We start from the raw sequence: 24,225 nt of genomic DNA, 5'->3' as shown, positions 1-24,225 counted from the left end.
TTAATTCAGGCGTTGCCGAAACCAGGCAGCCAACCTAACCAACTGAGTAACCAGGCACCGATATTTAGTACACCGAAAATCATGACCAGCACGATCGAGAGCATAGATCGCGGCATCCCGGCAAAACGCCGTTGTGCCTTCCAGGCCAGCATCGCCGGGATAATGACCGCCCAAAGGGTAGCAAACAATCCCGCGAAGCCAATTGCGGCGACAAAACCATGCGGCCAGAGCAGTGATGCAATCAACGGGGGCAGAAAGGTCAGACAGGCTGTTTTCAGACGTGCCAGCGGAGTGTTGCCCCAGCCTAGACGATCGGCAATGAAGTCAAACAGCCCCGCCGTCACGCCTAGAAAAGAGGCGATTACGGCAAAATGTGAAAAGACGGACATCATCAATGCCAGTGCACTGACATGGAGGTGATCGCTCAACGCCGCCATCAGGGCGGCGATATCACCGCCCTGCTGTACGATTCCGGGGAATGCGGCCCTCGGCAGATTACCCATGGTGCTGGTCAACCAGAACAGGTAGAGAGCGAGCGACATTAAGGTACCAAGCACCAGCGCTTGCGTGATTGAACGTTTGTTACCATCGTAATAACTCACCAGCCCGGTGATATTGCCGTGATAACCAAAAGACGCCAGGCAAAACGGTAATACGCCCAGTGCATAAGGCCAATAATGCTCTCCCGCTGGCGCGACGCTGAATAACGAAGGCAAGCTGACCTGTGTCAGCAAACCACCAAAGAGCAGGATCAGCAGCAGGATTTTCGCCATTACGCAGAACGTCATTAAGCGACTCACGCCTGTCGTACCCAGCCACACCACGGCGGCCACGGCGAGCGTGAGTGCGATTTTTGCGCCGGCGGTGGAGAGCGGCAGCCCTGCCAGGTTGAGCGAGTGCTGATAAACCGGCCCGCTGGCGGAGATATAGGCATAAGTCAGGATGCCCCAGCACAAAGAGAATACTGAGACCGTTAAGCGTTGCCCAACCGCGACCCAGTAGATCTTTCGTTAAGGTGTCATAACCCGAACCCTGCGGATAGTGCAGGCTGGTGCGCATAAACAGCAAACCTGATAGCAACATCGCGCCCCACGTCACCAGCAACAGCAGCAGTGCCCAGCTAAACCACGCACCGGCCATCACAATCGGCAAGGTGAACATGCCCGCACCCACCACCGTACCGCAAATAATCATTGCCCCCCACCAAACGGAGGGTTGGCGCTGGCTTAAGGTTGAGTCCGTCATTATCAGAATCCCTGAAAGATCAAAGGCGGCGATATTACACGGAAAGTGTCACGAGGGAGAGGCAACGGTATCAGGTCGTGACGCGCTGAGTGTCAGCGTAGGGTGACAGCGTCACTCGTGAGTGGAGTGTTAAGACCTTTTATTGATGAATTCATCAAAACATTGGTAGGTGCTGGTATCAAACAATGAGAGGGTCTCAACCTCATCCATCGGTATTACAGAGAAAAGGAAAAAGAGTGGATATGAGAGTGCCGTATTATACGTTAACCACGAATAGTAGTCTTTGATGCCATAGGTGGACACAAACAGATGGGGAATTGAAAAGATGAGGCTGACAACGACCAGGAACAGGTAAATAAATAGAATCAGGCAAAATCCCTGAATGACAAACTTGCAGCCATGCATGGCAACATAAAAATACGATGTCCAGCCATCGGTTCTGGCATGGCGTATGCGGGATTGATAATGATTTTCTGTAAACCAAAAGCCACAGACCAATACCACCATAATCACCAGCGGACCCATCGTTAATCCTTAACGTTTTGCGGCCAATTCCTTCATACGGGCCTGCATGGAATCGCGGACCTGCGGATTATTCATGTTTAACAACGCATTACCATTAGCATCAGTGATAATTTTACTGTCATTAGACTGCTCAATATCCTGCTGGTTGATTGATTGCATCAATCGTCCTGGCATGCTGAGAAAAAGCTCCAGAATCTTTGGCATATGATCTCCTGACTTCGCGAAGTTTAAACCGCCAACGGGCATCAACCGCTTAAACATGATGCCTCTTTAACGTAGAAACTCAACCTTTCCTGAAATTTTGACATTTAAAAGTGGGCAACATTCAATCTACCTCTGAAAGAGGAACCCTCTCTGGATGCAAAACATACCCACCCGCTTTCAATGAACTGAGTATTTATACAGCACTTAGCGGTGAATCGCCAACGATAAATCAAGCTCACGTGATGGCTTAAACACTCAGTCACGGGCGCACCAGGGTGCGCCCGTGTTTCCGTCATTGATAAAACGCAGGGCGTGGTGGCATGGTAATCGGCACAATCTCACCGTTGTTTTGCGCGGCAACACAGGCATCGGCGGCAACCGCCGCAGCATAACCATCCCAGGCAGACGGGCCCGTCATGTTGTCAGACAACACGCTGTTAATGAAATCCTGCAATTCCACATCGTAGGCATCGATGAAGCGTTTTTTCCAGTCGGTCAGAATGCCTGTGGAGAGTTTAGCCGCACTTCGTGTCTGAACGGACATCGGCTCAGGCAAGCTCGCAATCCCGGTCTCACCCACCACTTCACACTGGATATCATAGCCATAGGCACAGTTGACGAAAATTTCGACGTCAATGCGTACGCCCTTCGCCGTTTCCAGCAACACTATCTGCGGGTCTTTCAGATGCGATGAGGCTTTACGCGTTTTACGCGGATAAATCACCTGTGCACTGACGTAATCGTCTTTCAACAACCAACGCAGAACATCCAGTTCATGGATCAGGGTGTCAGTGATCGCCATGTCCGTGGTGTAGTTATCACCCACTTCCGGGTTACGGTGTGCGCAGTGCAACATTAAGGGTTCGCCAATGTCTCCGCTATCAATAACGCTTTTCAATGCACGATAGCCGCTATCGTACGGGCGCATGAAGCCAACCTGCACGCGCTTTTTACCACTCGCGATCTCCGCCTCGACAATGTTCATACAACCCTGCGACGTTACCGCTAGCGGCTTTTCACAAAATACCGCTTTCCCGGCTTTAATCGCTGCCAGCACAAACTCTTCATGCGTTGGGCCCCATGATGTCACCAGAATCGCCTGTACATCAGGAGCATTAATCAGGTCATGTGCATTGTCATAGATCTCGGCTTTGAGTGCGAGATCGGTCAGGATCTGCTCGCAGTTAGCACGGTTGATGTCATTCAGTGCAACCACGCGAGCATTTTGCAGCACCTGGCTGCAACGACGAATGTGTTCGCGCCCGATTGCGCCAGTGCCAATTACACCAATATTCAGCGTCATGGTTTGTTCCTTCGTTCTTCTATACGAGTAAAATTAATGGTTCAGAAAATCAATGCTGGTACGAATCTCACGCGCGATATCCGCTTCGCTCCACGCTTCCATCACTGACGAGAAGGGTTCAAACGCGTAAGTACCGGTGTAACCTCTCTCTTCCAGGCGCTGGACTTGTCGTTTCGATTGCAACAGGTCCTCAGCGCTGAGCATGATGCGTTCTTCATCAGTCAATTCTGCAGTTGGACGTGTATCCGTCACGCCAGACAGGTGAACCAATCCGATGCGGTTAACGTCAACGCCACCGGCGAAGTCCTGTTCTGCGCCTTCATACAAATGATGATGGAAGGTATCGAGCACGATCTTGAATGGCACATCCGCCTGTTTGATCAACTGTTGTGCCAGTGCCGCCGAACGCAGCGAACTCTGCGGGAAGCCCAACGGTTCCACCAGCCCTTCAATGCCGTATTCGGCGAACAGCGGCGCGAGCGTTTTTAAAGCGGCAACCGTTTGTTCACTGGAGACCACCGTTCCGTCATTGAGTGGGCACAACACCAGCGCTTTCGCCCCGGTTTCACGTGCGTCCTTTAATAAACCCCGTGTTTTTTCCAATATCTCATCGGATAACTGGTTAAACGGATACACCGCATTGATTGTTTCGATGGTCAGCGCATGTTGATTTGCCAATTCACGAACTTTCGCGCCCCCTAAACCATCCGTCACACTGCCACTCTTCATATCATTACGAATCTCGACCTTATTTATCCCCAAATCTTTCACCAAGGTGAAAAACTGAGTAACAGTTAAGTTCGGCGCAATTTTTCGATTAATACAAAAACGGTCGCGGCTTATTTTCTGGGTCATGTTATTTCCTGAAATGATTATCAGCGTATTGTGTTTTGGTTATTCTGTTTTGCTGCGGTGTTTAGCGTGTTTTGATAGTAATTTATCTTCTGGATTTGTACTGCGTCATCCTTGAGTGATTTACATCAAGCTCGCGCATCCATCTCTAAGGCTTGCCGTCATACAGCGCGAAGAAGTAATGTTCGACCTGTTCCAGACTGCGCCCTCGCGTTTCCGGAATGGTGCGCAGCACAAACATCGATCCACCAATACCGATGATCGCGAAGGTGAGGAAAGCGCCTGCAAGACCAAAGGCAGCCAGCAATATTGGAAATGCCATAGAGATAGCAAAGTTGGCCATCCACAGTGCGAATACCGCGCCGCCCATGCAGATACCTCGCATGCGCGCGGGGAAGATCTCCGAAAGCAGCAGCCAGGTCACCGGGGAGAGCGCGCCTTGCTGGAAACACAGGAACATCAGCATGCCAGTCAATACCAGATACGCACGCAACAGATTGACCTCTCCGCCTGCAAGATACTCCGGCATAAAGAAGCACACAGCGGCAATAAAGAACAGGCAAGCGGTGCAGCCCATCTGCCCCACCAGCACCAGCGGACGGCGGCCGATTTTACCTATCATCCAGATCCCGACCAGGGTCATCACCACAGAAATGACACCATTCGCTATGGTGGCAAACAGCGCAGCATCATTACTCAGCCCTGTCGCAGTCAGCATGGTCGGCGCGTAGTACATAATGGTGTTAACGCCGGTCAGCTGCTGGATGGCAGCGATACCAATACCTAACAGAAACACCTTACGTAGCCAGGGCGTGCGCAGATCGCGCAGCCGACCTTTACCTTTCTGCCGGTTTTCTTCAATGGTCTCTTCAATCTCTTCTAACTCCCACTCAACATCCTCTGCTGCACGGGTCTTCTCCAACACCTGCCTGGCTTCGCGGACATTGCCTCGCATCACAAGCCAGCGCGGGCTTTCTGGCATGAAAATCATACCCAACCACAACAGCACGGCGGGAACAGTCGAGAGTGCCAGCATCCAGCGCCAGGTATGCTCACCACCCCAGATTTCATTGAAGGTCGCATTCGAGACATACGCCAGCAGTTGACCCGATACAATCATCAACTCCTGTAAAGTCACCAGTTGGCCGCGTTTATTGGCTGGCGCGATTTCAGCGATATAGACCGGTACGGTCGCCGCAGCACCGCCCACAGCAATGCCGAGGAAAAGTCGTGACATAATCATCGACACCACATCCGGAGCAAATGCTGAACCGACTGCGCCAAGGGCAAAAATAAACGCCAGAGTGATGATGATTTTGCGTCGGCCCATGGCATCGGCGAAATGCCCAGCCAGCAAAGCGCCGAATGCGGCTCCAAACAGTAACGAGCTGGTCACCAGACCCGTGGTGAATGGCGTTAATTGCAGGTCGCTGCGCATAAATAACAGCGCACCCGATACCACCCCAGTATCGTAGCCAAATAATAATCCGCCGAGGGTTGCCACCAGCGCAATAATCTTCACAAAAGGCTCAGTTCGCGTCACGCTATTGGGGCCTGACGCGGTATTTGTCGAGATATACAGTTCTTTTTCCATAACCTCTCCTGGTAAAAAACGCATTTGGAAATACAGCAGAACAAAACAGAAATGACGCTATCGGTATTTTTGTTTCATGTTAATTTTTATTTGAAATTGATTTTCCGAAATGTGATATCAAGCATTCTGGATATTTTATTTTGATGGTTAAACATCAAAAGCGTGACTTAATTAAAGGTGCGAGGAAAAGAAGGTTTCAAATAACCCTGAACTGAGGAGGGAGGGTAATATTGAATAATAGTGGCGCTAATGCCTTAAAGGTCAGAGCGGTGAAATAAGAAAAACCTTACGCCAGGGAATATTGGCGTAAGGTAAACGCAATCAGAATTGCCAGCTTACACCAGCGTTATAGCGCCAGCCTTGAGTACCGTTACCGTCAAGCTCCTGACGATACTCTGCCTCAGCATACAATGAGAGATTCCCTTTAAGCGTGGCCGTGCCACCCATGCCGACGTCCCACATCTGACCGAACTTTCCGCTGTCGAAACTGACGTTATCCGCGCTGCCGTTTATACCCGCTCGCGTGGTGGCCGCCCCGCCCCAACCGCGTGTGTAGCTGGTCCGCAGATAAGGCGTGTATTGCTGCCCAGCGGTATCTTGCCAGGTGCGATCCAAACGCGCGCCCACGCGGCCAATGGTTTGATCGTAATTGCCCCAGCTGACGCGGGTGTTATCACGATCCACCAGATCATCCATGTTGAGCTGCAAGTAGACTAATTGCGCCTGCGGTTCCAGACGAATTCCATTGCCCAACTGCCACGGGTAGCCCGTTTCCAGTGACGCGCCCCAGCCGTTACCCTTGAGTTTGCCCACCTCTTTTTGCCGTGCAATATCAGTATCACCACGGTGCCAGTCGAATGACAGCGCCCCATCCACATAGAAGCCACTGTCACGCAGCCAGGTGCCGTAGAGCGACAGGGTATCGCTGTCGAAGCTGGTCGAGCTGTAACCATCCGCTGCATCGGGGCGAATCCGGACATTACCTCGCGTGTAGGCCACGCCGGCTCGCAAACTGTCGCTGGCTCCCTGCAGATGAATCAAATTGCCGCCCAGTTGCACTGCACTGTAATCAAGGTCGAAGTCGTAGCCGTTCTGGCTCAGGCTGCGATCTGTCTTGTAGGTGAGATTTGAACCAAGATAACGGATAAACATCTCGCCACCGTTGCCCGTGCTGCTATCAGGATCCTGGCGCAATTCCCCCAACCGCTTATGCAGGTCGTCTATGACCGCCATGTTGTAGTAGGCCAGTCCGACAGGCGCAGAGATATAAGACGGCATTTGTGGCGTCAGTTGTGGACGTAGTGCATGGCCATCTGCATCACTGACAAAGTTGCTGGCGAGACGAAAATCCTGCCCGGTCCCGTTTGAACTATTGTAAAGGCCATATTGATAAGGGCCCGCTGCCACATAACCCTTTGCCAGCGCGAAGCTGCTCGCACTGGCAATGCCTGTCACCTGCGCCAGTGCAATGCCGTTATCAGGCGTAATCACCGCCAGATGGTTCGCCATCGGGTTAACATCCAGCAAAGTGGTGCCGCTGGTGTTGCCATTTACGTGCACACTGTCACTTGTACCGCTGTCAATCTGAGTGTTCAGCTTCACATGACCACCAGGCGAATTGAGGTCGCCATCAATGGTCAGCGTGTTGCCGGGCACGCCATTACCATTGGTAAGGTCGAGCGTACCGGCATTATTCACCACCAGCGAACCATCAGTTGCGCCACTCAGCAGGGGATTGACGCCATTGCCCGCATACAACGTTGAACCTTCACCGATATTAATGGTGCTGTGCGCCAGTTTCAGGTTCTCGGTCAACGTCCATTGGGTGTTATTGAAGTTGATGGTGCTCCAGCCTCCGCCAAGGTTGGTGCCTTTGCTCAAATCATCGGCGCTAAATGACCCGCCACGCGCATTGATGTCATTAAAATAGAGTGTGCTGCCAGCGCCATTCTGTGTCGTGATATGCCGGGTATTTGCCAGATCAACTTTCTCCACCAGCGCCTGGTTATTACCGTTCCCCATGGTCACGCTACCATCAAGCGTACCGCCGGACACTTGCACGATGTCATTACCCGCACCCGTATTCACATCCCCCACCACGCTACCCGATATCAGTGCAATGCGGTCATTCGTCGCGCCGCCAGCCACCACCTCAATATCCGGAAAAGTTGCGCTAATTTGCCCTTGGTTGATAAAGAGCGTTTGCCCGCCGCGCAGATCAATCACAGGCGAGACTTTACTGTTTGAGACGATATTGCCACGGTTAATCACCTCGCTGGCGGTGTGAGTGACAATCGCCGAGCCACCACTCAAGTCATACACGCCGATGAAGCCTTCGTTGATCACTTTGCCGGTGGTGTTGGCTTGAACGCCGGTGGTATTGGCACCCGAAAGGAAAATGTAGTAATTAGGACCCAGGGTTAAATCGTTGTGGGTGACAGAACCATCTTCATTGGCAAACAGATAGCCGATGCCGGGCGCGTTGGTCTGGCTGTTACTGCTGACATTGAGATAAACATGGTCGTCATAACCGAACGAAGTTGCCGAGCGGATGCCATTACCGCCATTGACGTCCAGTCGCACATAATTCAGGGCAATATTGCTGGTTTCTGCGCGGTTATTAATAAGATTGCGGGTGCCACTCAATACCACATGATCGGCACTAAACCCGGCTGCACCGTTGTCAATCAGTACCGTATCTGCGTTACCGCTGGACCAGATCGTGCTGCTGTAGTTGTTGTACTGATCGCCTTCACCATCACCAATAATGTTAAGCGAACCGCCATTGCCAACACGAATGGCAGCGGTCCCTTCGGAATAGAGTTGTCCGCTGCTTTGACGATATGTCGAAGCCCCTGACGAGGCGTCCAACGCCACGCCCTTATACGCGGAAATCGAACCACTGTTGATCAGCAGGCCGCCATCCGTCAATGCAACCGCGCGGCTGTTGTTGCCATTGACGATGAGGGTGCCCTGGTTACTGATATAGCCGCCGTCGCCTGCACTCAAAAACGAGATGTTCTCAGCATCCGTCGTCAGATTGGTGCTGTTACTGATGCTGCTAAAGCCTTCAAGCGCCTGATAACCAATTTGATTGGCAGCATGGAATGCAATTTGACTGCCTTCACCAATCACTACCGAACCGCCATTGCCCGCCTGCGCGCCTACCGCATGTTCACCGTACAAATTGATGGTGCCATTTTGGTAGAAGTAAGCGGCGTCCCCAAAAGCCACGCCACCCACGGAAGGCTGTTCCGCGCTGGCATTGCCAGCGGAGACATTGATCGTGCCGTTGTTGGTCGCACGAGCGCCAACCGAATAGGTGTAACCCTCTGTGTAAAGCCCGCTGCTCCCATTAGTGATCGACACCGTGCCATTGTTGGTGGCATTCCCGCCGAGTGAGCCAATCCCCACCGTGTTGCTGCCTTCCAGTGTGATATCGCCGTTATTGATCATCTGCCCAGAACTACTGGCAATAAAACCAATCTGCCGATCCTGCGAGCCATAGATATTGGCATTGTTAGTCAGCAGCGTGTTGGTGAAAGGCAGCGTTGTTGAGTTGGTAATATTGCCGTTGAGGTCGGTACGATTGCCTTGTACCTGCGCCACGATGCTATGTATGCCATTCATATTGACGGTGGTTGCAGCGTCAATGGTGCCCTGCGCCGCGCCCTCAATACGCAAACCAATGCCATTTTCGCCGAGATTAAAGATGGCATTGCCGGTGCTAACCGTGGTGTTATCGCCACTGCCAAGGACGGCGGTGGAAAGGTTGCCGTTTGAAGTTAACGTCATGCCACTGCCATCAAAGCTCGCGCCATCCTGCACACGAAAGATGGATGCGTTATCTCCCGTTACGTCGTAGTGGCCATTCTCGGGCAGTAAGATTTTTGCGTTCGGCCCCATAGCGAGAAAGGTGATTTGATCGGCACCGCTATTACCCGTGGGTAAAGCCGTCTGCGATACATTCGCCGTGGCATTGCCTTCCGCGCGTATCCCAATCGCGCCAGCTCCGTTTAAGGTGATCGGTCCGCTGATCTCCGCCGAAGCGACGCCGCTATCGATACCGTTCACCCATACTGCGGTGTTACGTGTTCCTTCCGTGACATTTGCTTTGCCAGCAATATTGATTGGGCCATCAGACCAGCCGTGCGCCAAACCACCGTCATTCGCCGTCACCAACAGGCCAGTACCGTTATCGCCATTCAGGTTAATCACTCCGGCATTGCCCACCTGACCGCCGCTGCCAGAGTCCATCACCTCCAGCCCAGTGCCGCGACCATTGACATCAATGACGCCATTATTACGCGTGACGGCATCCGCGCCGCCAGTCACGCTCATCGCCGCGCCGCTTTGTACACCCGAACCCATGATGATGTGGCCGTTGTTAACTGCGCTGTTGCTACCCAACTGAAGGATACCGTTGGCGCTCTCCAGCATAATGTCAGACGTTGCGTCACCCGGATGGTTTTGCGGCGTACGACCAAGGTAGATGGTGCCATTGTTGGTGAAGGTGCTCGCAGCGCCGCTCAGTGTCACCGCAGTGGCACTGCCGTTGTCGCCGACAAGATTGATAGTGCCGTTATTCACCCCTTCGCTGTTATCTAACTGGATGGCTGATCCCGCGCTATTGATAATGCCGTTGTTAATAAAGCGACTACCGCTGGCGTTAACAGCTAACCCATTGACGCCAGGCGTGCTGTTATCAATGCCACTCCCCTCGGCGTTATTAAAGAAACCACTATTAATGACACCGTTGTTGATGCCGCTGCTGCCATGGGTTAATACCAGTGCATCATTATCGGTGATTCCGCTACCGGTACTGGCTAACTTGCCGTTAATGGTTGCGGTGGCACCATTGTCCGCGCGCATCGCTCCGCCGTTGGCATTCGCCACCTCAAGGGTTTTTCCTGCCTCAATGGTGGCGTATGCATTAGCACCATCAGCACTGAGCACCACGCGTTCACCTATCGGCAGGAAGGCTTCATCTTCATCCGGGGTATTCACTCCCCACACCACTTGCCCGCTGCTGAGCGTGACCGCTTTATTAAATTCGTTATTGTAGTCAGAGGAACTGATCTGGCCATTTTGCAGTTGCTCAATCAGCCAGTCGTTGTAGTTTTGCAGGTCGCTCAATGACGTCACGTTGAAGTCGGTAGTGTCGCCATACAGGCTGGTCACACTGAATGCGCCGTTATATGCCACCAGATTGTCCACATTCAGGCCCCAGCGCGACACGGCAGGAATCTGCGTCGCGGTGAATGTGATACGGTTATCCGAATCCCAGTTCATGTTGCCTTTATTGCTGGCAGTGAATAAGCGGCTCTGTTTAGCCGCCATCTCCCAACCATTTGCCACCGTGCTGGCTCCATCCGTGCCTAATTGCACGTTGATAGTGCCATTACTCACTGAGGCAACACGCGAATCAATGTACTGCTGATTCTTTACCTCTTCGAAATTGGTGACCAGGGTGCTGCTATCGACCGGGGCGAGATTGCTCAACGCGGCTGTGTTGTAAGTCTGAAAATTGCTGTAAGAGCGGTGATCCTCATTAGGCACTGAGATCGTGAAATCCTGCGCCCCCAGACTCAACCTCTCTTTACCTAATAAGTTGTTGTCTGTCACCAACCGGCCTTGATCCTGTAACTCGCCAATGGATACCTGCAATTCGCCACTTTTACCCGGCGTAAATTGCGGCAACCCCGTTAGCGATTGTGTGCTGCCGTTGCACACGCAAAATACCCCCACTTTGTTGTCATTTTTCGCAGGGTCAAAAGGTTGAATAACGGCAGCATTCGTTTGCATCGCAGGAATCATAATGCCTTGTGCAGCCAGCAAACTGATAACCAGCGGTTTTAATTTAAATGACATCCTTTCCTCCAGAGAGAAAATAATATTTTCACGCGGCAAAATAGCGCCAGGCATGACGGTTGTTTAATAAGCGAGAGAGCAGGAATGGAAAACGCATTATGTAGAGTTATCTCAGCATTTCGTAAAGGAAACGTCTATCTGGAGTTAAGGAGAACGGAGGGGATTAAGTGAAATTAAGAATTAACCCTTTAAAATCAGCAGATAGCATGGCTTTGATTAATGCTCGCCTCTTCTTTTATATCAGTGCATTAGATTTAAATTAAGATCCAACATTTACTGCTATTATTAAAAAACAGTCATTTAATTATTTATAATTTGAGATGTAGATAAAACGTCACCATCAATGAAGTAGATCCATTCTATTTTGAATTTTCATCTCATAAAGATTAATAAGCGCAGCGAGGCAATCAGAAAAAATTATATTGTTTAAGCCTGCCTGGTGGTTGTTTTCTGAAGAAGCGAATTGAAGTGAACCGGAGATGTCGCGCCATCGTAAATTTGTGATCGTTCGCGCAATAAACCAACAGACATCCTTGTATGGTAGTCTAATATTATAAACCTGCAGGATTTTGGCTATGGCATCTTCCACTTTTACTCAGACCCAAACGGCACAGGGAAATCACACCTCACTCATTCGTCGTGTCGCCAGTGCTTCGGCGATTGGCACCGCCGCAGAATATTATGATTTCTTTGCCTATGGCACGGCTGCAGTGCTGTTTTTTGGCCACCTGTTCTTCCCCAGCCACGACCCCTTAATTAGCACCCTCGCTGCATTTGCGACTTATGCCGTTGGCTTCCTCGCTCGTCCGATTGGCGGCATTGTGTTTGGCCATATTGGCGACAAAGTGGGACGTAAAAAAGCGCTGGTGGCCACCATCCTGATAGTCGGTCTCGGTACTTTTTGTATTGGCCTGCTGCCAACCTATGAAAAGATCGGCATCTGGGCACCGGTGTTATTGATAGCCATTCGCCTGTTGCAAGGTTTTGGCGTGGGCGGCGAACAAGCTGGCGCGGTCCTGATGACCGCAGAATATTCGCAAGCGTCACGTCGTGGTTTTTTTGCCAGCTGGGTTCAAATCGGTGCTCCGGTTGGGTTCCTGCTGCCGCTGGCACTGTTCGCCATTCTTAATGCCTCCCTGACCGCGGAACAAATGATGGATTGGGGCTGGCGCGTACCTTTCTTACTGAGTGCACTGCTGGTCATCGTGGGGTTGTTTATTCGTTTACGCATCGACGAATCGCCAGTGTTCGCCGCCATCCGCGAAACCAAGGCCGCCGAATCGCGTCCGTTAAAAGAAGTGATTCGCGGTAATCCGAAATTAGTCATCAATGGTGTGGCGGCTAAATTAATCGAAGCCTGCGCCTTTGCCCTCTTCACGGTGATTATCCTGGCCTGGGGCAAAGCTAACAATCTCGACGCCGGCATACTGATGAACAGCATGATTGTGGCAGTGATTCTGGAGATTTTTGCCATTCCGCTGATGGGGGCGTTATCCGATAAGATCGGACGCAAACCGGTATACATGATGGGTGCACTGCTCATTGTTATTTCCATTGTGCCCTTCTTTTATGCCCTGTCCCAAAACAGCTACTGGCTCACGCAAATGGCGATGATTGTCGCGCTGACGCTGGGCCACAGTATGTGCTACGCCCCACAGGCGTCCTGGTTCCCGGAACTGTTCCCGACGCATATTCGCTGCAGCGGCATTGCAGTGATTTGGCAGGTGGGATCGTTAATTGGCAGTGGCGTGCTTGGCTTAGTTGCGGTGAAAATCCTGCAGGCCACCGATGGACACTGGTATGGCCTGGCGCTGTATGTTGCGGTACTGGGGGTGATTTCCGTTGTAGGCTTGCTGCGATTGCCTGAAACGGCTCCAGGCCGACGTGATGGCGAATATCACACCTGGGAACAACATTGATTAACGATGGGCGCGCGAAGGTGCGCCCATATGCTTTATTAAGATATACAATGCCATTTAAAGCATTTGCCAGTTCCCCTTCTTGCAATAGCATGACTTTTCTCTTTTTTATCCTCACAGCTGAATCGCTAGCCCATGCGCAAACTGCATCAACGTTGCCTCTCGTTAAATGATTTCGAGAAATATGCCCAAAAGCGTCTGCCCCATCCGCTGTTCGCTTATGTGTCCGGTGGTGTTGAGGACAACATCGCGCTCCATCACACTCAGCAATCCTATGCTCATTACGGCCTGATACCGGAAAACATGGTCGATGTGTCGCAACGTAATACTGAGGTAGATCTGTTTGGTCATCGCTATGCGGCACCAGTGGGTATTGCGCCGATGGGCATCTCCGCCATCACCGGTTTTCAGGGGGATATTGCTTTAGCGCGGGCGGCGGCGAGCAAGAACGTGCCCTTTATTATGAGCGGTTCCTCGTTGATTCGGTTGGAGGACGTGGCCGCGGCTAATCCGGCGATGTGGTTCCAGGCCTATTTGCCTAAGACGCTGGAAGAGATTGATGCGTTGGTGGATCGCGTCAAGCGTGCGCGCATATCCGTGCTGGTCGTGACGGTGGATACGCCGGTCAAAGCCAACCGGGAAAACAACGTGCGCGCCGGATTTTCCACGCCATTCCGCCCCAGTCTGGCATTGGCGTGGCAAGGCGTCACCCATCCCCGCTGGCTTTACGGCACGCTGTTGAAAACCTTACTGACCTCGGGCATGCCCTATTTCGAGAACAATAACGCAGTGCGTGGCGCCCCGCTGTTTTCCAAAAATGCCGTGCGTGACTTCAGTGGGCGCAGCCATCTCACCTGGCAGCATATCGAACATATTCGTCAGCGCTGGACGGGCGCGATGGTGATTAAAGGAATTCTGAGTCGCAATGATGCATTGCGCTGTAAATCCATTGGCATCGACGGCATTGTGGTCTCGAATCACGGCGGTCGTCAGTTGGATACGGTGATCCCGCCGATTTATGTCCTGCCCGAGATTGTCACCGCTGCGGGAAATATGACGGTGATGATGGACAGCGGTATCCGGCGTGGCACCGACGTCATCAAAGCATTGGCGCTGGGGGCAAAGGCCTGCTTTGTTGGCAGGCCTTTTAACTATGCAAGTGCGGTAGGCGGCTCATCGGGGGTTGAGTGGGCCATTGATCTCATCGCCAATGAAGTCAGTCGCGATCTGGGTATGCTGGGTGCACCCTCGCTCAGTGACCTCAGTGAAAAGCATTTACGGCTGATTAAGTGACAGCGTCACACCCTGCAACTCGTCGACGAGATTTGGTCCCAGCTTCGGTTCCAGGGCGATCGCCTGTCACATCTAACCTTCTGCCGCTAAGGTTTACGCGGCAGCGAAACGCACAGCAATCCAAACACAATCAATACAACACCGGCAAAACTGCTCCAGCGGAAAGCTTCACCGAACATTGGCAATGTAATAGCTGCCAGCCACACCAGCACATAACTCAGACTCAGCAACGGATAGAGGCGGTTAAGCTGCATATGGCGCAGCGCCAGCATCCAGCACAACATCGATAATGCGTACGCACTAAGTCCCAGACCGAGCAGGATCAGCGGCTGCAGATGCTGCCAGAATTGCGGGCTAAGGATCGCAGTCAATGGCGGAAAATTTAGCATCGCGGCGCGCAGCACCAATTGCGCCAGCGACACCAGCAGCACGCTGCACAGCGCGAGGATCACCCCTTTCATAAGTGGCTCCCCATCAGCGCGACCCCGGCAACAATCGCCAGCGTTCCGAACCATTGTTGCAAGGTGTATGTCTCACGCCAGATCAACTTAGCTGCGATGGCCACCAACACGAAGTTGAGACTCAGCATTGGATAGGCCACGCTGACCGGCACCACACGCAATACCAGCAGCCATAGCAACATTGCCACGCCGAGCAAAAAGAGGCTCAGCGCAATCCATAGCATGAGCTGCTTCTTGCCGTGGCGCATCCCCAGATACGCCGCCTGCTTTTGACAAAGCTGGGCGGCGCAGCTCAACAAACTGACCAGAAGAATAAGCAACAGGTTCATGGTGTCGCGTTATAACCGTAATAGACCAGTCGACCTTGACGATAAACGTCATCCGGCGTGGGCATTGCAGGGTCAGGCCCGTTCTCGCCCGAGTTGAGCATCATCACCACGGACACTTTGCCATGGCGACGATGTTCGCGCAGCCAATCAGCAAAAGCTGCGCCATCAACATAGCGCGTTTGCGCATCGGGATAGCTAAGACCGTATTGCAGTTCGCCTTTGGCATCATAGAAAGTGATATCACTGCGCTCGGTTTCCCATGCCATCGCAGCCGCAATGCCAGGATTGTCAGCCAGCAAATAACGGCTGTCTGCCAGTTGATGATGCACAGCCTGTACAAAACTCTGCGGCTGTTTGGAATCACGAACCTTCTGCGGTATCGCGAAGCCGATCAGTAGCGCCAGCGTTAAGGGACAAAGTGCCGCCAGTTGCCAACGGCAGGCACCCGGTTTGAGACTGAACCACCCCATAATGCCCCAGCCGACAAAGGCCAGTACGCCACAGATTAACGGCAGTATTTCATCATGGGTATAAACGGGCTTGTGCGCCAATCCCCATGGTGCAATCACCACCAACAGGACTAAGGTGGTTATGGCGCCAAACAGCAGGTTGATCCAGCCATTAACTTTAAACACCTTCACTAACTGTGCAGAGCCACTGTGCGCGTAATGCGCCATCAACAGTGCTAAAGGTGCAAAGCACGGCAGAATGTAGGTCGGCAGTTTCCCTTTAGCGATGCTAAAGAACAACAGTGGCAAGATCACCCAACTTAACAGGTAAACGGCTCCCGCATGTTGACTGCGCTGGCGCCATGCGCCCATCAGTGAGCCCGGCAGCAGCGCCAGCCACGGCAGGCATCCCGCCAGCAACACCGGCAGGTAATACCAGAAGGGTGCTTTGTGCTGTGCATCTTTCTCTGCAAAGCGCTGAATATGCTCAACCCAGAAGAAGTAATGCCAGAAATCCCCTTCCTGACGATAAATGGCCAGCGCCCACGGCGCACTGAGCAGTGCGGCAACGATGATCGTCAAAGGTCCCCAGCGCAATAACTCACCGAAGCGTTTTTGCCAAATAGCCCAGGGCACTATCGCCAATACCGGCACCGCCAGCGCGAGGAAGCCTTTGGTCATAAAACCCATCGCGCAGGCTGCGCCCAGCAGCACATAGCCGCACAGACGCTGTTGCGTCGTAGAAGCTTGCGCCACCAGCCAATAGCTGCACATCGCGGCAACCATCCACAACAGCAGAATAGGATCCAGCACCGCGTAAGTGCCAATGCCATACACCAGAAGCGAAGTGAGAAAAATGATGCTGCCGGTCAGAGCGATTTTCCGGCTGGCAAACATCTGATGACCCAGCCAGTAAATCAATACTGCACTGAGTGTGGTGCAAAAAATCGAACCGGCGCGTACACCGAAGTTGGTATGACCAAACAAGAGCTGGCCGATATTGTTGACCCAATAACCCGCGATGGGCTTTTCGAAATAACGCAAATCAAAGAAGTGCGGTACCACCCAATTGCCATTAACCAGCATTTCACGGCTGATTTCAGCGTAGCGGGTTTCATCCGGCTGCCATAAGGCGCGGAATTCGATCGGGATAAGATAATAAAGCGCGAAAAGCGCCAGGAGCAGCGCCGTTTTGGTGCCTGTACGCATCCGTGGTTCCTATAAAGTTTCCTGTTAACGTTTAGCTCTGGCAGCCCAGCCAGCCTTCGCGTCCGGGTATATGTCCACGTACCAGATTGCCCTGCGGGAGTGTGCTGAGATCGTCAGGCAACAACTCGCTCAGAGGACAGAAATGAATGCCTTGTTGCTCCGCGCGGGTTAATAACTCGCCAAATGCCCGAGAACCAATAATGCCTTCGACTTCAGCATGAATGGTATACACCGGCGACCCTTCGGCTGCGAGCATCTGCTCAAGAATGAAATCGTTGTAGTCAGCGGCGCTGACCGACTGTCCTACGACTTCATCCCAGGTTGGCAATGTTACGGGGATTTGCACCGTGCCTAAGCTGCCATCACGCAGGCGAGGCAAGAAGGGTCCAGTACCACGACAATCACTATTGTAGCTGAAACCGAAGGTCTGCTTAGCGGCAACAACGCGCCCATCCGCTCGCCATCCGGCCACAGCAGAACAAGTGACAGCGTCACCGATAATCGCTTCCAGTGCGGCTTTCCCACGCGAAATCTGTTCCAGCAACTTCTCCTCTGGCCACACGCCTGCCCAGGTTTGCCAGGCAAAGTGATCCCAGGCGTGCAGACCGACTTCATGATGATCGGCTGTGGCGCTGATGATCTCCTCCAGACCGCGGCCAATCTCACGTCCTGGCCAGGCGGTGCCAGCCAATAAGATATCCCAGCCGTACAGGGAAGCTGCACGCGAGCGCAGCATTTTCCATAAGAAGCGCGGTTTCATCAGGCGCCACAAGTGGCGCCCCATGTTATCCGGCCCAACGCTAAAGAAGAAACTGGCCTGCAACTGATGCAGGCTAAACTGCTCTAGCAGCGCCGGAACGCCGAGTTTGGTTCCACGCCAGGTATCAACATCTACGCGCAAACCAATTTTCTTCATGGCTTATCCTGCAGCTCAACGGTGCGCAGGAAGAAATCCAGCGTGTTATCGATCGTGGTATCCATCTCAATAGTCGGCGTCCAGTCCAGCAAGCGACGCGCATTTTTGATTGACGGCTTACGATGCTCGACGTCCTGATAACCTTTACCGTAGTAGCTGCTGCTCTCTACTTCGCGGAAACCGGCGAACGGCGGGAATTGGTTGCGCAGCGGATGACGTTCAAAGCTTGCCAGCAGGCGTTCCGCCAACTCTTTGATGCTCGCCTCGTTTTCCGGGTTACCGATGTTGACGATCTGACCGTCACAGTTGTTGTTCTTGTTCTCAATGATGCGGAACAAAGCTTCAATACCATCACGAATGTCAGTGAAGCAGCGCTTCTGTGCACCACCATCGATTAACTTGATCGGTGAACCTTCCACCAGATTAAGGATCAATTGCGTGATCGCACGGGAACTGCCGATACGCGCGGCATTGAGGTTATCAAGACGCGGGCCCATCCAGTTGAATGGACGGAACAGCGTGAAACGCAGCCCTTCTTTTTCGCCATAAGCCCAAATCACACGATCCAGCAGCTGTTTGGAGACCGAATAGATCCAGCGCTGTTTGTTGATAGGTCCCACCACCAGGTTGGAGTGATCTTCATCGAAGTATTTATCGGTGCACATACCGTACACTTCTGACGTGGAAGGGAAAATGATGCGTTTTTTGTATTTTACGCAATCACGGATGATCTTGAGGTTCTCTTCGAAATCGAGCTCAAACACGCGCAGCGGGTTACGGGTGTATTCAATCGGGGTAGCAATCGCCACCAGTGGCAACACCACATCACATTTTTTGATGTGATATTCGATCCACTCTGAGTGAATGCTGATATCACCTTCAACAAAATGGAAGCGCGGCTGATCGAGGAAACGGCTGATAGCATCTGACCCGATATCCAGACCGTAAACTTCGAAGTTATCATCTTGCAGTAAACGTTCGGTTAAGTGGTTACCGATGAACCCGTTCACTCCCAGAATCAGCACGCGTGTGCGACGTTTTACTGCCGCCACAGGCTGAGAGTACAACAGCGCGCCCGGCACCATCCCCAGACTCTGCGCCAACTGGCTGCCGTTCATATAGACGCCATTATCACTTTGTCCGGTCACCACTTCCAGTGCACCTTCCCCGCAAGCAATCAGGAAAGGCTCAACGGAAATCACTGTGCCTGGCTTAGCTTTTGCCGCATCAGCATGTACGCGCCCTTTCCACACGACAAACTTCACGGTTCCCGCGAAAGCAAATGCGCCCGGCCATGGATCGGTGACCGCACGAACCAGGTTGTTGATTGACTGTGCAGACTGCTCCCACAGAATGCGGCCGTCTTCTGGCGTACGGCGGCCGACCACGGTCGCCTGAGTGTGATCCTGAGGAATCGCCACAATCTCGCCACGCTTCATGGCCGGCAGTGCCTGTTCCAGCAATTGCGATGCACTGGTCGTCAGTTTGCGATGCAGAGTTAACGCGTTGTCTTGCTCCTCAATCGCGACACGCTGCTGTGCCACGATATCGCCCGCATCTGCGCGTTTCACCATGCGATGCAGGGTCACTCCGGTTTCAGTCTCGCCATTCACTAACGCCCAGTTGAGTGGCGCGCGTCCGCGATATTTAGGCAACAGTGAACCGTGCAGGTTGAAGGCGCCCAGACGCGCGCTGCTGAGGATGCTGTCATTGAGCAGATTACGATAGTAGAAGGAGAAAATGTAATCCGGTGCCATGGATTTAATGCGGTCGACCCACAGCGGATGGTTGGCATCTTCCGGCGCATACACCGGGATACCCTGCTCAGCCGCCAAACGGGCGACAGAACCAAAGAAGTGGTTCTCATTAGCAGAATCAGCATGGGTGAAGATCGCGCTGATTTCGAAACCCGCATTTAACAGCGCAGTAATACCTGCACAGCCCATATCGTGATAGGCGAAGACGATAGTTTTCATTGCTCAATTTCCTGTACAGAGGAGACATCTTTCTGCGAGTTAATAACACGTTGAATGAAGTAGCGCGGACGAGCGCGTACGTCGTTGTAAATTCGGCCGATGTATTCGCCGAGCAGGCCCATACCGATAAACTGCGCGCCGACAAAAATAAACAGCACCGCAAACAGCATGAACACCCCGTCTCCGGCCCAGTCGGCACCGAGGAACAGGCGCAATACAATCAGCACCAGTGAGAAGGCAAAACCGGCCAACGCAATCAGACTGCCGACAATACTCAGCAGGCGCAGTGGCGTAGTGGTCAGGCAAGTCACCAGGTCGTACATCAGATTGATCAGCTTCATAAAGCTGTATTTCGAATCACCAAATTCGCGCTCGGCATGGGCCACAGGCAGTTCAATCGTGCGGCGCGCAAAGGTGTTGGCCAGGATAGGAATAAAGGTGCTGCGCTCGTGACAGTTGAGCATGGCATCAACAATGTGACGGCGATAAGCACGTAACATACAGCCATAGTCACCCATCGCTTTCCCGGTGACGCGTTGAATCAGCTGGTTAATGGTGCGTGAAGCACGGCGGCGGAACCAACTGTCCTGACGATTTTGACGCACGGTACCGACCACGTCATAACCCTGCTGAGCGGCTTGCACCAGATTGGGGATCTCTTCGGGTGGATTCTGCAAATCCGCATCCAGTGTGATAATTAGATCGCCTGATACATGGCTAAAACCCGCCATGATTGCCGAGTGCTGTCCATAGTTGCGGTTCAGCAATACGCCGACCACATGGCTTCCGGGCATGTCAGCGGCATCGGCGATCATCTCACCTGAGCGATCGCTGCTGCCGTCATCCACCAGCAAAATCTCATAGTCAAGATTCAGCACAGCACATGCTGCATCGGTGCGACGCACCAACTCTGGCAGGCTTTCCTCTTCGTTGTAAACCGGGATCACCACGGAGACTTTACGAATGATTTTTTCTTCGAGCATGTCAATCAAACTCCAGCGATATGACGTAATGCACCGATCACGCGGCTAACGTCGTCATCGCTCATATCTGGGAACAGCGGTATTGAACAAATGCGGTCGCTATTCCATTCCGTGTTTGGCAAGGAAAGCTGTGGGTAGCGTTCGCGATAATATTTGTGGGTATGTGCCGCGCGGAAATGCAAACCGGTGCCGATGTCATGAGCCTTCAGCGTTTCCATTAAAGCATCGCGGCTGAGTCCACACTGCGCTTCATCAACGCGAATGATGAACAAATGCCAGGCGTGTTGATGCGCCCAGGTGGGTTGGGACAATGGCAGGAATGGCGTATCAGCCAGTTCTTTTAAATAGCGTTGGGCAATCTCTGCACGGCGAGCATTGATGGCGGGCAGTTTGTTCAACTGAACCAGAGCAATGGCAGCGCTAATGTCAGGTAAATTGTATTTGAACCCAGGCATAATCACTTCAGCCTGCGGTTTACGGCCATGCGTGTGACGGTCATAAGCATCAACACCCAGGCCGTGGAATTTCAGGCTGCGCATGCGATCGGCCAACTCAGCATCATCGGTAACAATCAAGCCACCTTCCGCGCAGGTCATGTTTTTAATGGCATGGAAAGAAAAAATAGCCGTGCCCTTATTACCGACATGCTGACCTTTGTAATAACAACCTGCAGAGTGCGCCGCATCTTCGATCACTGCGATGCCATGGCGTTCAGCAATGGAGCGAATGGCATCAATGTCCGCAGGAGCACCGGCGTAATGCACCGGAATGATGGCACGCGTCTTTGGCGTGATGGCCGCTTCAATTTGCTCAGGCGTGACCATCAGCGTATCGCGATCAACATCAATCATCACTGGCGTTGCACCCAGCAGCGTAATGATGTTGATGGTGGATACCCACGTCAGTGAAGGTGTAATCACCTCATCACCAGGCTGGATGTTTAACGCGAGGAGGGTGACGTGCATGCCTGCCGTGGCGGAACTGACAGCAATCGCATGTTGATTGCCGGTTAACTGGCAAAAGGCTTGTTCCAACGCCGCATTTTTCGGGCCGGTGGTGATCCAACCTGATTCAAAAACCTCTTTTACTGCCGCTAACTCTTCCTCGCCCAAAGCGGGGCGCGAGAATGGAAGAAAAGTCATAAGTTTACCTTAACGTTTGACACCTAAAATTGCCTGCAATAGGGCCACTTGCAGTGTGCAGTGATTCAGATCCATAACAATATTCAGTAACTTGCTGTTTAAACTTAGATTACGAGGAAAAGTTTAGATAGCACTAAGTGTTAATTTTTTAACCAACAGCAAAAAAACTTAAGCACACCTGTCTTATTGCCTGCAGAACAAAATACGGATGAAAACTTAACTGAACATTAAATGGGTGACGCACAAGCGGCATTTTCTCTTAGATGTTGAGGATTGGTAGAAGATGTGCGCTCAACCGTTTTGTCTCGCTATTTAGGCGTCACCAAAGTTTCATCAAGATGACCAAATACCTGAAACACATCGTTTGCTGGTTTTTTGAGCGGCAAAAATTGAAGCGTTAAGATGAAGAAAAAATGACAATGAAACAGTCTGTTAGCAAAGTGGCAGCACTGTTCTTAAGGTTAAGCTAAGCTTCAAACCATACTCTATGTCGGGTTATTGGCGTTTAAACGAATGGAGGGGATCAAGATGAACACTGGAGCTGACAGGCTGGCGCAGGCTGCCCTGCGTCGCCATCATATTGGGGTGAAAACCAAAGGGTTGCGCTTTCGCGGAGATCTTTACGTCTTCCGCTACAATGCAGGTCACTATGACGTGTTTCTCAATAATGACCGTGTGATGTCCCTGGCTACCAGCAACGTGCAGGAAGCCATCCAGATGTTCAAACAGCAGTCATGATGCATTGGCTGCTGTTAGCTCTGTGAGCAGTGCGCCTTTCGCTATACGCATCCAACATCACCACAGACTCCGTCTTACTCCCACCACTCTGCACCGCCTGTTTACCCGCTGAAGAGTTTTAGGCACTCATCCTTCCAATGGTGAAGCGGTACCGGGTAAGTCGCGAACGGCATATGTTCCTCATTGCCTGAACACCGATCGAGAAACGCGATGAAAAACGCCGTAATTCCCCGCAGATACTCGCCTCCTTCGCGCTTCAGGCGTAGGTTTCTTTTCGATGAAACTGGTAAGGAAAAAGAGGTCAACATGGAGTGGATACTGTGGTTGCTGGCTACGGTGATAGCCTTAAGCATCGGTAGCTTTATTAATGTCGTTATTCATCGCGTGCCACTGCAGATTTTACAGCCAGGCAATGGCGTGGATTTACGGCAACCGGCTTCACACTGTCCGGTTTGCAAAAAGTGTTTGCGCTGGCGAGACAATATCCCGGTCGTGAGTTGGCTGTTACTACGCGGTCGGTGTCATTTTTGCCGTTGTGCTATCAGCCTGCGCTATCCGTTAACAGAAACTGCTTGTGCAACAATCAGCCTATTATTTGTCGCGCTCCTCCCGGTTGATAAATCACTGCTCGCCCTACTTGTGCTGTTTTGGCTGCTGCTGACCGTCGCGATTATCGATTACGAGCATTATTTGTTGCCAGATGTCATCACTCTGCCATTGCTTTGGCTTGGGCTATTATTAAAGGCCGTCGAATGGCTACCAGGCTCACTCCGTGATGCCGTCTTTGGTGCGGTGATGGGTTACAGCGCGCTCTGGCTAATCCGCTATATATATCAATATTTTAGCGGGAGACTGGCATTGGGTTTGGGAGACGCAAAGTTAGTAGCAGCATTAGGCACGTGGTTGGGTTGGGCACTTTTACCCTATGTGCTGTTACTGGCTTGTAGCGGGGCAATTTGTGCGCTGTTTATCGCCAAAATGGGCTGGCAACGTGACCTTCATCAACCCCTTGCTTTTGGTCCCTGGATTGCTCTGGCGGGCATAAGTCTTTTTATTAACACGATTATTTAATAACCACTTCATCTGCTGGCGCTAAAATAGCCGGCCAATTAGTGGCCAACGCCCTGATTCCTATATGAAAAGAATAAACAAATCTAAACAAAATAAATCATTGTGATGTACGTCAAAAGGCTCTATATTGGCCGCGTTTTTTAAA

17 protein-coding genes and 1 pseudogene are annotated in these 24,225 nt (G+C 52.1%); 4 read left to right on the top strand and 14 right to left on the bottom strand.

All coding sequences use genetic code 11. The features are described 5' to 3' along the window. Positions 1-5: 5 nt before the first annotated feature. The 7 genes and pseudogenes from IAE30_RS04355 to IAE30_RS04325 all read right to left on the bottom strand — a co-directional run bounded on the left by IAE30_RS04355 (position 6) and on the right by IAE30_RS04325 (position 11,594). Positions 6-1,245: pseudogene (locus tag IAE30_RS04355) on the bottom strand (aromatic amino acid transporter). Between the two features lie 129 nt (positions 1,246-1,374). Then, a complete protein-coding gene (locus IAE30_RS04350; protein ID WP_200677883.1) occupies positions 1,375-1,770 on the bottom strand; it encodes a hypothetical protein in 396 nt (131 codons plus the stop codon). Positions 1,771-1,779: 9 nt separating this feature from the next. Next, the gene (locus IAE30_RS04345; protein ID WP_045815529.1) at positions 1,780-1,974 is read right to left on the bottom strand and encodes a hypothetical protein; all 195 of its coding nucleotides are present in this window, start codon (positions 1,972-1,974) and stop codon (positions 1,780-1,782) included. 292 nt (positions 1,975-2,266) lie between these two features. Continuing rightward, positions 2,267-3,277 carry a Gfo/Idh/MocA family protein gene (locus IAE30_RS04340; RefSeq protein WP_200677885.1) on the bottom strand — a complete coding sequence of 337 codons (1,011 nt, stop codon included), beginning with the start codon at positions 3,275-3,277 and terminating at the stop codon, positions 2,267-2,269. A 33-nt stretch (positions 3,278-3,310) separates the two neighbouring features. Continuing rightward, positions 3,311-4,132 carry a TIM barrel protein gene (locus tag IAE30_RS04335; protein WP_200677887.1) on the bottom strand — a complete coding sequence of 274 codons (822 nt, stop codon included), beginning with the start codon at positions 4,130-4,132 and terminating at the stop codon, positions 3,311-3,313. 145 nt (positions 4,133-4,277) lie between these two features. Then, complete coding sequence (locus IAE30_RS04330; protein WP_045815526.1) at positions 4,278-5,723, bottom strand: sugar porter family MFS transporter; 1,446 nt, start codon at positions 5,721-5,723, stop codon at positions 4,278-4,280. 321 nt (positions 5,724-6,044) lie between these two features. Next, on the bottom strand, positions 6,045-11,594 hold the full coding sequence (locus tag IAE30_RS04325; protein ID WP_200677889.1) for an autotransporter outer membrane beta-barrel domain-containing protein: 5,550 nt from the start codon (positions 11,592-11,594) through the stop codon (positions 6,045-6,047). 575 nt (positions 11,595-12,169) lie between these two features. Here IAE30_RS04325 and IAE30_RS04320 point away from each other — a divergent pair. Together IAE30_RS04320 and IAE30_RS04315 are read left to right on the top strand one after the other, a co-directional pair. Further along, positions 12,170-13,513: an MFS transporter gene (locus tag IAE30_RS04320; RefSeq protein WP_200677891.1), complete on the top strand. Its 1,344-nt coding sequence runs from the start codon at positions 12,170-12,172 to the stop codon at positions 13,511-13,513. A gap of 135 nt (positions 13,514-13,648) precedes the next feature. Then, positions 13,649-14,806, top strand: coding sequence for an alpha-hydroxy acid oxidase (locus IAE30_RS04315; RefSeq protein ID WP_200677893.1), 1,158 nt, complete (start codon positions 13,649-13,651; stop codon positions 14,804-14,806). An 86-nt stretch (positions 14,807-14,892) separates the two neighbouring features. Here the strand turns inward: IAE30_RS04315 and arnF are convergent, their stop codons facing one another. From arnF to arnB, 7 genes are read right to left on the bottom strand one after another with little or no spacing between them, the layout of a single operon-like run. Beyond that, positions 14,893-15,267 (bottom strand): 4-amino-4-deoxy-L-arabinose-phosphoundecaprenol flippase subunit ArnF, encoded by a 375-nt coding sequence (gene arnF, locus IAE30_RS04310; RefSeq protein ID WP_200537780.1) that lies wholly within the window; start codon positions 15,265-15,267, stop codon positions 14,893-14,895. Next, entirely contained in the window at positions 15,264-15,596 is a 333-nt protein-coding gene (gene arnE, locus IAE30_RS04305) for a 4-amino-4-deoxy-L-arabinose-phosphoundecaprenol flippase subunit ArnE (protein WP_200677895.1), read from the bottom strand. The genes arnF and arnE overlap by 4 nt, the downstream gene beginning before the upstream one ends. Next, positions 15,593-17,254, bottom strand: coding sequence for a lipid IV(A) 4-amino-4-deoxy-L-arabinosyltransferase (arnT, locus tag IAE30_RS04300; RefSeq protein ID WP_200677897.1), 1,662 nt, complete (start codon positions 17,252-17,254; stop codon positions 15,593-15,595). The genes arnE and arnT overlap by 4 nt, the downstream gene beginning before the upstream one ends. A gap of 31 nt (positions 17,255-17,285) precedes the next feature. Beyond that, the gene (arnD, locus tag IAE30_RS04295) at positions 17,286-18,170 is read right to left on the bottom strand and encodes a 4-deoxy-4-formamido-L-arabinose-phosphoundecaprenol deformylase (RefSeq protein ID WP_200677900.1); all 885 of its coding nucleotides are present in this window, start codon (positions 18,168-18,170) and stop codon (positions 17,286-17,288) included. Further along, positions 18,167-20,146: a bifunctional UDP-4-amino-4-deoxy-L-arabinose formyltransferase/UDP-glucuronic acid oxidase ArnA gene (gene arnA / locus IAE30_RS04290; protein WP_200537774.1), complete on the bottom strand. Its 1,980-nt coding sequence runs from the start codon at positions 20,144-20,146 to the stop codon at positions 18,167-18,169. The genes arnD and arnA overlap by 4 nt, the downstream gene beginning before the upstream one ends. Continuing rightward, positions 20,143-21,129, bottom strand: coding sequence for an undecaprenyl-phosphate 4-deoxy-4-formamido-L-arabinose transferase (gene arnC, locus IAE30_RS04285; protein WP_045815347.1), 987 nt, complete (start codon positions 21,127-21,129; stop codon positions 20,143-20,145). Before arnC ends, arnA begins: the two co-directional genes overlap by 4 nt. Positions 21,130-21,134: 5 nt before the next feature. Continuing rightward, a complete protein-coding gene (gene arnB, locus IAE30_RS04280; protein WP_045815348.1) occupies positions 21,135-22,271 on the bottom strand; it encodes a UDP-4-amino-4-deoxy-L-arabinose aminotransferase in 1,137 nt (378 codons plus the stop codon). A gap of 528 nt (positions 22,272-22,799) precedes the next feature. On the opposite strand from arnB, the gene IAE30_RS04275 reads away from it, so the two are divergent. Both IAE30_RS04275 and IAE30_RS04270 read left to right on the top strand, forming a co-directional pair. Beyond that, the gene (locus IAE30_RS04275; protein WP_034829841.1) at positions 22,800-23,009 is read left to right on the top strand and encodes a hypothetical protein; all 210 of its coding nucleotides are present in this window, start codon (positions 22,800-22,802) and stop codon (positions 23,007-23,009) included. A 210-nt stretch (positions 23,010-23,219) separates the two neighbouring features. Further along, positions 23,220-24,080: an A24 family peptidase gene (locus IAE30_RS04270; RefSeq protein ID WP_234472647.1), complete on the top strand. Its 861-nt coding sequence runs from the start codon at positions 23,220-23,222 to the stop codon at positions 24,078-24,080. The last annotated feature ends 145 nt before the right edge of the window (positions 24,081-24,225 follow it).

Source organism: Pantoea sp. S61, from assembly GCF_016625145.1.
In the GTDB taxonomy this organism is placed as follows: domain Bacteria; phylum Pseudomonadota; class Gammaproteobacteria; order Enterobacterales; family Enterobacteriaceae; genus Pantoea; species Pantoea rwandensis_B.
Note: the sequence above shows the minus strand (reverse complement) of the source record. Positions and strands in the feature narration are given on the sequence as shown.